General features: G+C 34.5%; 11 protein-coding genes. 3 read left to right on the top strand and 8 right to left on the bottom strand.

Features of this window, described 5'->3' with window-relative positions:
- Nucleotides 1–98 precede the first annotated feature (98 nt).
- The 7 genes from PHU20_RS19970 to PHU20_RS19940 all read right to left on the bottom strand — a co-directional run bounded on the left by PHU20_RS19970 (nucleotide 99) and on the right by PHU20_RS19940 (nucleotide 5,047).
- Complete coding sequence (locus PHU20_RS19970) at nucleotides 99–707, bottom strand: hypothetical protein (RefSeq protein ID WP_274827178.1); 609 nt, start codon at nucleotides 705–707, stop codon at nucleotides 99–101.
- Between the two features lie 156 nt (nucleotides 708–863).
- Nucleotides 864–1,358, bottom strand: coding sequence for a hypothetical protein (locus PHU20_RS19965; RefSeq protein ID WP_274827177.1), 495 nt, complete (start codon nucleotides 1,356–1,358; stop codon nucleotides 864–866).
- Between the two features lie 363 nt (nucleotides 1,359–1,721).
- Nucleotides 1,722–2,426 carry a DotU family type IV/VI secretion system protein gene (locus tag PHU20_RS19960; RefSeq protein WP_274827176.1) on the bottom strand — a complete coding sequence of 235 codons (705 nt, stop codon included), beginning with the start codon at nucleotides 2,424–2,426 and terminating at the stop codon, nucleotides 1,722–1,724.
- A gap of 135 nt (nucleotides 2,427–2,561) precedes the next feature.
- A complete protein-coding gene (locus PHU20_RS19955; RefSeq protein ID WP_274827175.1) occupies nucleotides 2,562–3,224 on the bottom strand; it encodes a hypothetical protein in 663 nt (220 codons plus the stop codon).
- Nucleotides 3,225–3,381: 157 nt separating this feature from the next.
- Nucleotides 3,382–3,738, bottom strand: a complete 357-nt coding sequence (locus PHU20_RS19950) for a hypothetical protein (protein WP_274827174.1) — start codon at nucleotides 3,736–3,738, stop codon at nucleotides 3,382–3,384.
- 13 nt (nucleotides 3,739–3,751) lie between these two features.
- The gene (locus PHU20_RS19945; protein ID WP_274827173.1) at nucleotides 3,752–4,135 is read right to left on the bottom strand and encodes a hypothetical protein; all 384 of its coding nucleotides are present in this window, start codon (nucleotides 4,133–4,135) and stop codon (nucleotides 3,752–3,754) included.
- A gap of 252 nt (nucleotides 4,136–4,387) precedes the next feature.
- Nucleotides 4,388–5,047: a hypothetical protein gene (locus tag PHU20_RS19940; protein WP_274827172.1), complete on the bottom strand. Its 660-nt coding sequence runs from the start codon at nucleotides 5,045–5,047 to the stop codon at nucleotides 4,388–4,390.
- Nucleotides 5,048–5,275: 228 nt separating this feature from the next.
- Between PHU20_RS19940 and PHU20_RS19935 the strand changes: the two genes are divergently transcribed.
- Entirely contained in the window at nucleotides 5,276–6,331 is a 1,056-nt protein-coding gene (locus PHU20_RS19935) for an IS110 family RNA-guided transposase (protein WP_274827171.1), read from the top strand.
- 252 nt (nucleotides 6,332–6,583) lie between these two features.
- Here PHU20_RS19935 and PHU20_RS19930 read toward each other — a convergent pair whose 3' ends face one another.
- On the bottom strand, nucleotides 6,584–6,985 hold the full coding sequence (locus tag PHU20_RS19930; RefSeq protein ID WP_274827170.1) for a winged helix-turn-helix transcriptional regulator: 402 nt from the start codon (nucleotides 6,983–6,985) through the stop codon (nucleotides 6,584–6,586).
- Between the two features lie 105 nt (nucleotides 6,986–7,090).
- Between PHU20_RS19930 and PHU20_RS19925 the strand changes: the two genes are divergently transcribed.
- Together PHU20_RS19925 and PHU20_RS19920 are read left to right on the top strand one after the other, a co-directional pair.
- Complete coding sequence (locus tag PHU20_RS19925; protein WP_274827169.1) at nucleotides 7,091–7,672, top strand: NAD(P)H-dependent oxidoreductase; 582 nt, start codon at nucleotides 7,091–7,093, stop codon at nucleotides 7,670–7,672.
- Between the two features lie 10 nt (nucleotides 7,673–7,682).
- Entirely contained in the window at nucleotides 7,683–8,201 is a 519-nt protein-coding gene (locus PHU20_RS19920; protein ID WP_274827168.1) for a peroxiredoxin-like family protein, read from the top strand.
- Nucleotides 8,202–8,763: the final 562 nt, after the last annotated feature.

Below are 8,763 nucleotides of genomic sequence, written 5' to 3'. Positions count from 1 at the left end.
ACCCCAAAATCAACATTATGGACTAGTAAAAAATAAAATATTATCTTTAGAGAACTGGACTAGGGCTTTTCATAGGATACATTGTTGGCATTAGTTTTTTATGTCAGAATTGGGTCTAACATTGAAATTCCTTTTACTTGATTTAAAATATCTTCTCCAAATTTTTCTTTTAATTCATTATAATTACTTCCGTGAGGCATAATTATTATTGCTTCTTTTATGTCAAATTTAAAATCATTTTTAATTCTCCATTCTCTTTCGTGAGTCCAGTCGATTATTGAATTTTGATTAGATAAGTCATAATTTACAATTCTCCACCATTCATTTTCGGGCAAAATTCTTTTAGCAATGTTTTTTTGTTCATACAAAACTGGTCGTCCCCCTTTTCGAAATATATATTCTTTCTCGAATGTTAATCCTATTGGACGATACCTTAAAGAGCCACCTAATTCTGCTCTATTTACTTGCTCGTGAAATGTATTTTGACAGACTCCATACAAAGGAATATCTTGAAAGCATACTGCGCTGTCATTTCCAATCACAAAACCATTTTGATTGCTTCCGATTATTTTCCTTTCGGTTAATATTTTTCTTAAAACCTGAAAAGCATTTAACCCTCCACTTTCTTTTGTTAGATGAGTAATGTATAATGAAATATCAGACCTATTTCTATGTCTTTTTTTCCAAATTTCTTTTGTATACGCCATTTTTTCAAATTAATGCCAACGTTTATGTGTATGGAAAGTTGCGTGCTTGTGTGCGAGGATTTTCCGAAGGAAAATCAGATGCAAGCAAGCAAAGCAACTGACATTGGTTTAGTATAAAACTAGCAATTTTTTATACACGGTGTTGTAGGTAGTTTTTTATCTAAATCCAACTTCTTTTTTATTATAAAAATTTGATTCTATTCCGTTATCTTTAAAAATTTCACTCAGTTTTTCTGATTCATTTCTGTCGCAATTAAAGCGTAAAGTTTCGCCATTTAATTCAATCTTAAAATGAGCAGGCGTTCGATACATATATTCGTAATAAACAACTTTACTAATTTCTGAAAAGTCAATAGTTGTTTTTTTTTGTCCGACAAAATTTAATGGATATTCAATATTGATTTTTGAAGTTTTAGAGTCAACATTTATTCTGTTAATCCATTTTTTATTTTTTAAGAATAATATTGTCAAAAATCCGACGATAAATATTAGAAAAAGCACAGTCTTGTTTTCTATGAAATAAATAGGCAAAAGAGAAATTAATAAAGTCAAAATCAAGACTTTTGATATTCCGCTAAAATATTCAGGTTCAAATTCCATATTTTTTATTAAAACTCTCTTATAATCAATCCAATTCCAATTATTATGCATCCAATTCCTGCGGTTTGTATTTTAAAAGATAATCCAGCAGTTTTTTTATTTTGTTTTAAGTCTTGATAATATTTTATTAAAAATATTCCGAGTATTATTAATAAAACTCCAATGATAATATTAATCCAATTCATCTATTTATATCGTGAGCTTAAATTACCTACAACGGTTCGGCTAAGCGTAGTGCGGAAGTAAGGAAACCCTTCGTTTCCGTCTTAGCACGAAGCTAAAGCTTATTGTTTAGTTTTATTTTTTCTTGTCTAAAGCTAAATCCATAAGATTTAGCGACTTCATAAATATACACAGACCTTTCGATTTAGCCCTAAAGTCCGCATTACGTTTAGGTTTTGTTGTGTTTAGTTTTCATTTTACACCAAGTTTGGAATCTAAGTAGTCATCCCATTTTTTAGCATTTTTCCGATTTACTCCGTGTCCAGTTTCATTATCAAAAACATCATTGATTGAATCCGATACCTGAAAATAATGACTTATAATTTCTAGTTTACTATCATATGAAGGAAAAGTAAGTTTGTTTATACTGTCCATAGCTATTCTTAGATATACTTCTGTCAAATCTAAATGTCTTTTTTCGTGATTTATCAAATGCTCCAAAATAGCTTTGTCTTCTTCGGAGCTACTAAACAAATCTTTCTTTATCCAAGATTCTTGATTTCGGTCAGCCGTAAACATAACAGCTGTAGGATAATTAAAAACCCTACTGATTTTACCTATCATTGAAGGGAAAACGATTGCCGTTTGTTCTACATCATTTTCGGGAGTACCTTTAAAATGAGAAACACTTAATTTTTTTTCAGACCAGAAATAATTTTCACTATTCAGTTGTTTATAGATGAAGGAATCTGAAATTGTTATTATTGCAATGTTTAGAAGAATTAAACCATAAGCCAACTTTTTCCGAGCACCATTTTGTCTTTTATACACTTCAAACCTCCACAAAGTAATTATTAAGAGTATAGGAATTATAAAATGATAGTATTCAAAATGCAATTTTATTAGGGCAATAAGTATAGAAACGAAAAGAATAATACCCAGTAAAATGTTTCTCAAATTTCAATTTTTAAATTAAACACAACGGTTAGGCTAAGGTTCGTTGCTGTGATTCGTCCGAAGGACAATCCAGCCGAACCTAAAGATAGCTTTTTGCGCGTGATTTCCGTTTAGGAAATCCGCAAGCAATGAATTTTAGCCATTGTTACCTGTAGTTTTTTTTCGCATTAATATTTTTAAGTCCGTGTACAGATAAATTCCAACAAGTCCTAAACTAACTATTGTAAGTATAAATTGACCTTTCGGAATAACGAAAAGTATATTCACAATGATTAAAAAAATACTGAGCGGATACATGATTAGTCTAGTTAGAATTTTAGTCCAACTCCATTCTTTTTCAATTTTTTTATCCGTTTCAATATCCAATATTTCATAAATCTGTTCCAGTTGGATTTGCTTTTCCATTCGGTAGACTTTGAAACCTATTAAAAGGAAAATTCCAAGGAAGATGACCCAGCCAAAAAATTGAATCCAGTGATTGGATATGTCAAAATCTTCAAAAACCCAATGAAGCCAGGGAATTGAGAATAAAACACAGAAAAGAAAATAAATAATTCGTCCAACAGGGTTAATTCTGTCCGAGATGTTAATTAAGTGTCCATCTCTATTTAAGTCAAACTTGAAAATCGGATAAAATATCTTGTTCCAACCGTTTTGTCTCCATACCCTGATTTCATGATTCCTTATTTCTCCAGATGGGCGACAATCCCACTTAAGGGTTGTCAAAAGGTGAGTTGTAAAGCTGTCAGTTTGCTTTTCTTCGATTAACTTAACTATGTCGGATTTAGTTATTTCCAATTAGCAATTTCAAAATTACAGGTAACGTGTTTGTATATGGTTTGTTGCGTGGTTTAGCACGTAATTTAGCAAATAAAAACCGAATAGAAAATCCGAGAGGATTTTCGTAAGTAGGCTAGGACTAGCAATAAATTATATACAGTGTTAGCCACTGGTTTTATTTCAATAATGAGTAAATTCCGACTGCTATTATTAGAATTAAAATAATCCAACAACCATATTTTTTCTTTTTATCTGATTCTTTTAATTTATTATGATATTCAATTGCGTTTTGTTCAGTTAAGAAATAACCTCTCCAAGCGTTATCAGGAATTGACATTGCATATTTTTCATCACAAGTATTACATTTATAATACATTCTGAAGTCCATTAATCCGCTTTCTTCTTCGTTTTGTGATTCCAGTATTTGAACTTTTCCAGAACTACATTTTTGGTCTAAAATTTCTTCAAATTTTTCAAATGCAACTTGAGAAGGAAATCCATAATATTGTTTATCAAAACAATCTTCACACATTTTTTACAAAGATTTATTTAGTTTCGATATAATCATTCACGTCATCTTCAGGAATCCATTCTTTCATTTCAGGTAAAACACGTTTATGCATAAAGTCAAAAAAATCCGAGTGTTCAGATTCGATGATATTCCAACCTTTCACATTCGTCCCAAATGAAGGATGAAATACAATTACCTTTTCCGTTACTTTTCCGCTCACAATTTCAAATCCGACAAATGTGTCCATATCTTGTCTTCGTCCAAAAGTCAGAACTTCACGATTTTGTTCACACTCAATTTTAAATCGTTCGTTGATTGATGAATTCGAATTAATTTCCGTTTCAAAATTCCAAGGAATGAATTGCGTTAAATTCAGTTTCGCAAACCAATTATATGCATTTGGTATTTCGTAGTTCATCTGTTTCTTCAACTTGTGGCTAACGACTGAGCTAAGCGTAGTGCGGAGGCAAGGAAACATATCGTTTCCGTTTGCGCACGAAGCTAAAGCTTATTGCCCGCCCGTACCGAACGGCTACGTTCGGGCGGGTTTAGTTTTATTTTCCTTCTTCAAAGCTAAATCCATAAGATTTAGCGACTTCATAAATATACGCAGAACTTTCTGTTTAGCCCTAAAGTCCGCATTACGTTTAGGTTTTGTTGTGGTGCGTTTTTATTCCGTTAACTTTATTTCCTCCACTTTTTCAGGTTCTTTAGGAGGCGGTGGCGGTACGAAATAGGGTGTATAATATGTGAGCCATATCCTCATGTCTGAATTTAGGAAGTTCTGTTCGTAATCTCTGCTCAATTCTAAGAAAATTGGTTGGAGCTTATTTACGCTATCATCTGAGACAGAAATCGAAAGAATGTGCTTGGCAGGGCTTTCACTCCAATTTTGGTCTTTTCCATTATTGGATAAATCTTTTTCCAAAACCGATCCTAATTTGGAAAGTCCAAACTTTTTGCGCATCCATGGATTAGTGAATCTTTTCTCAATACTATCATCATGCACGATCAGTACATTTTTCTGTTTGATAAGGATATCACCTATTTTGTCCCAACAAGGCGTTGATACTTTGTGGATATATGTAGTATCATTGATCCTTATTTTGACAACTGGCACGCTATCATTGCAAACTAACTCGGCAACACGTTTTAAAAGATTTGGATAATCGTCGAATTCAGAAAATTCCAAAGCAACCATATTATCCTCAATATTTGACACAACCTTTTCAGTCAAATTAATATTTTTTTCCTGTTGTTTCTTGTTTTTGCAGCCAGCAAAGACAATAATCAATATGGTGATTAAGTATTTATTCAATAGTCTTTCCATATTTTGAAACGTAGCTAAGAAATTAATAGATTTTCTTTATGTTGGAAATGCACCACAACGGTGTTGTATATGAAAAGTAGCGGGTTTTACTCACGGACTTTTCGGTTTGGTACAGTCCTTAAATTTATAAAATTCATTTTCGATTAAGCGCTTAAACCGCTATTTTTTATAGCATCGATGAAAAAGCAGTAAGTCGAGTATCTTTAAAATGAACTAAAAATTAAAGATATGATTACTCAAATTACTGCTGTACCGAAGTTATACATTGGCATCGACATTCACAAGAGAAGTTGGAAAGTGCATTGTGCGACAGATCTGTTTTCAGGCAAGTCATTTTCAATGAATCCGGACCCGGAACAACTTAAAGATTACGTTGATAAACATTTCGCCGGTCATGAAGTATCGACCGCATACGAGGCAGGTTGCTGTGGATATTCAGCGCATCGTTGTTTCGAGTCCTATGGTTGGTCTTCCCTAGTGGTCAATCCTGCTGATATCCATAGAAAGGGCAAGGAGAAACATACCAAGACCGACAGGATAGATGCGCAGTTGATATCAAGAGAGTTAAAAGACGGTCGTTTGGAGGGTATCCATGTTCCCGATGTCGATCGTGAGGAGTTACGAAGTCTATTTAGGCGCAGAAACGATCTTGTCAAGGATTTTCGGAGGATAAAGAGTTACATCAAAATGCAGCTTTTGTATTTCGGTATTAAAGAGCCGGAAGAATTTGACAACGACCATTGGAGCCATAAGTACCGGAAATGGTTAGATGGTATTGTGTTTGAGAACCCAACGGCAAAAGCAACGTTAGAGAGTCGTATGCGTTTCTTTCGTTTTGTGGACCAAGAGCTTCGGGATGTTTCCACTCAGCTTCGTAGGTATTGTAAAACGTACCATAAGAAGGATTATATGTTGCTCAGGAGCATACCCGGCATTGGAGGGATCGTTGCTTGTGGTATCTTATGTGAATTGGGAGATCTGCGACGTTTTAACAATGTCAAGCATTTGGCCGGTTATGTCGGTCTGGCACCAGGGGTCCACCAAAGTGGGAGTAACTATAAGACCCTTGGTATAACTCCACGTGCACATCGTTTGGTACGGAGCTATTTTGTAGAGGCATCTTGGCAGGCGATAAGGGCCGATCCGGTTATGCAAGCTTACTATCGTAAGCACCAAGGTAGAAACGTAAAGAGTATCATTATCAAAGTAGCGAGAAAACTACTTAGTAGGACTTTGGCCGTTATTAAGACAGAGACCCCTTATTGCATAGGGGTACTGGAATAAAAGATAAAAAAAACAAACCATAACAAAGCTCACAAAATAGCTCCGTACCACAAAACAACGTGGGTGATCCAAGAAACCGGAATCACATCTTTATAGCAAGTGGCCGGGTCTATTATAGCTTATAATCATACAGATGCTGGTGAACCCCAATAAAAAGGTGTATCACAAATAGGATGCGGAGCAAGTTATATCAAAAGAAAAAAAGGTGGTTTAAGGCAAAAAGAAAATATTATTTAACTTTAGAGAACTGGACTAGGGCTTTTCATAGGATACGTTGTTGTACGCTGGCTTTTTTACATTTTCTATTATTCTACATTGTTCAAATTCCATTTTGGGGTAAGCTTCATTTGCCCAATCACTTAACATTCTTAAAACTGGCAAAAGTCCAACTGCTTTTTCAGTTAATGAATATTCAACCCTTGGTGGAATTTCAGCAAAGGACTGTCTTAAAAGTAATCCATCGTTTTCTAATTCTTTCAATTGATTAGTCAGTACCTTTTTTGAGATTGTTGGTATAAGTGCATTGAGCATTCCAAATCGCATAGAACCATTTGATAATAAATATAAAATAATCGGTTTCCATTTATTGCCAATTATGTTCATCGTATGCACAAGGGAACAAGCATTCGGGTTGTCTATATATTTTCTTGCCATTAGTTACTTTTTGGTTACCACTATTTGTTCAATTGAAAACTAAATAGTTTCTTTTTTAAACTAATATTAGTTTCTTTGCGATACAAATGTAATTAAAAATTTAAAATGAAAAATATTTTTATAATCAACGGTCATCAGAAATATCCATTTTCTGAAGGAAAATTAAACGCAACTTTAACTGAAAAAGCGGAAAGCTACTTGAAGAGCAATGGTTACAATATCAAGAAAACTACAATGGAAGATAATTATGATGTCAATGAAGAAATTGAAAAATTCAAATGGGCAGATGTGGTCTTTTTTCAAACACCATTGAACTGGATGGGTGTAAGTTGGTCTTTTAAAAAATACATTGATGAAGTATTCTCGATGGGTATGATGGGCGAAATGTCTGATGGTGATGGAAGAAGTAAAGAAGCACCGAAGAAGAATTACGGATTAGGTGGAAAGTTAAACGGAAAGTATATGATGTCAGTAACCGCTAATGCACCAAAAGAAGCTTTTAATAATCCAGAAGAAACATTTTTTAATGGAATAAGCGAAGATGAGCTTTTAAAGCCAATGCATCTTAATTTTAAATGGTTTGGTTTTGAACCTTTACCAACTTTTATGGCATATGATGTAATGAAAAATCCAGAAATAGAGAATGATTTTATTCGTTTTGAAAATCATTTGAAAGCAAACTTTTAAAGTATTTATTATGAATAGACCAACACCAAAACATACTGCACCAGATTTAAAGTTTCCATTATTAGATGGAAATCAATGGGTTTTAGCAGACCAAAATCCAGACAATTTTACTTTGGTTGTTTTTTATCGTGGGTTACATTGTCCACTATGCAAAAAGTATTTACAACAATTACAAGAATTGCTACCAGAATTTGAGCAAAGAGGTGTTAATGTAGTAGCAGTAAGTATGGATTCTGAAAAGAGAGCAAGACTTTCTCGTCAAAAGTGGGAATTGTCTAATCTTACTTTGGGCTATGGTTTATCTGAAAAATCAGCAAGAGATTGGACTTTGTATTTAAGTGCAGGTGTAAAAGATGGTGAACCAAGTGAGTTTAGTGAACCAGGATTATTTTTAATAGACAATAGTAATCAAATTTATTATTCAGCTATTAACAGTAATCCTTGGGGAAGACCTTATTTACCATCTTTTGTAAAAGCAGTAGATTATATTGTTCAGTCAGGCTATCCAGCAAGAGGTGAAATGCTTTAGTTCAGCTTGCGTACAACGTTAGGTGTATGCGCAGTGGCTTCGGCGGTGCGCCGGCCTTTTGCGGCCATTGCGCATACACGGTGTTGTCATCGGTTTTATTTTAATTTTTCCTTCCCCTAAAATTAACAATAAATACGAGGCTCAGTTCGCGATCCCGAACGATAGGCCGCCCGATTTTTTCCGAGCCGCCGCGGCATATGGATTTTAAGACCGGTAAAGTCCGTCTGCCAAGGAACATGGAAAGCCGTTCTTTTTAGTCCCTTCCAAGACCCGGAAAACTTGACTTTGTCAAAAATTTTCCCGTCCTTGTGCAAGTATTATAACGTTCCCAACGTCAGGAAAGTGCCAACTCTCCACGCTGTAAAGCGATAATACTTGCCCCCGAACCCTCCAAAGGTCGAGTACGGCCGGCCCTAAAAAGAACCCCTCCCTTTTTCCGCAAACCTCGGAAAAAAAACGACCCTCCCGGATCGATAATTGATGACAACGGTTTGGCTATGATTTCGTTGTGGACTTTCCCAACGGGAAACGTCCTTCTGAAATCTAGCTAATTAAAAGTAAA

Origin of the sequence: Maribacter polysaccharolyticus (assembly GCF_028882255.1) — a bacterium.
Classification (GTDB): domain Bacteria; phylum Bacteroidota; class Bacteroidia; order Flavobacteriales; family Flavobacteriaceae; genus Maribacter_A; species Maribacter_A polysaccharolyticus.
The sequence above is the reverse complement of the archived record's forward strand: the minus strand, read 5'-3'. Positions and strand labels throughout refer to the sequence as shown.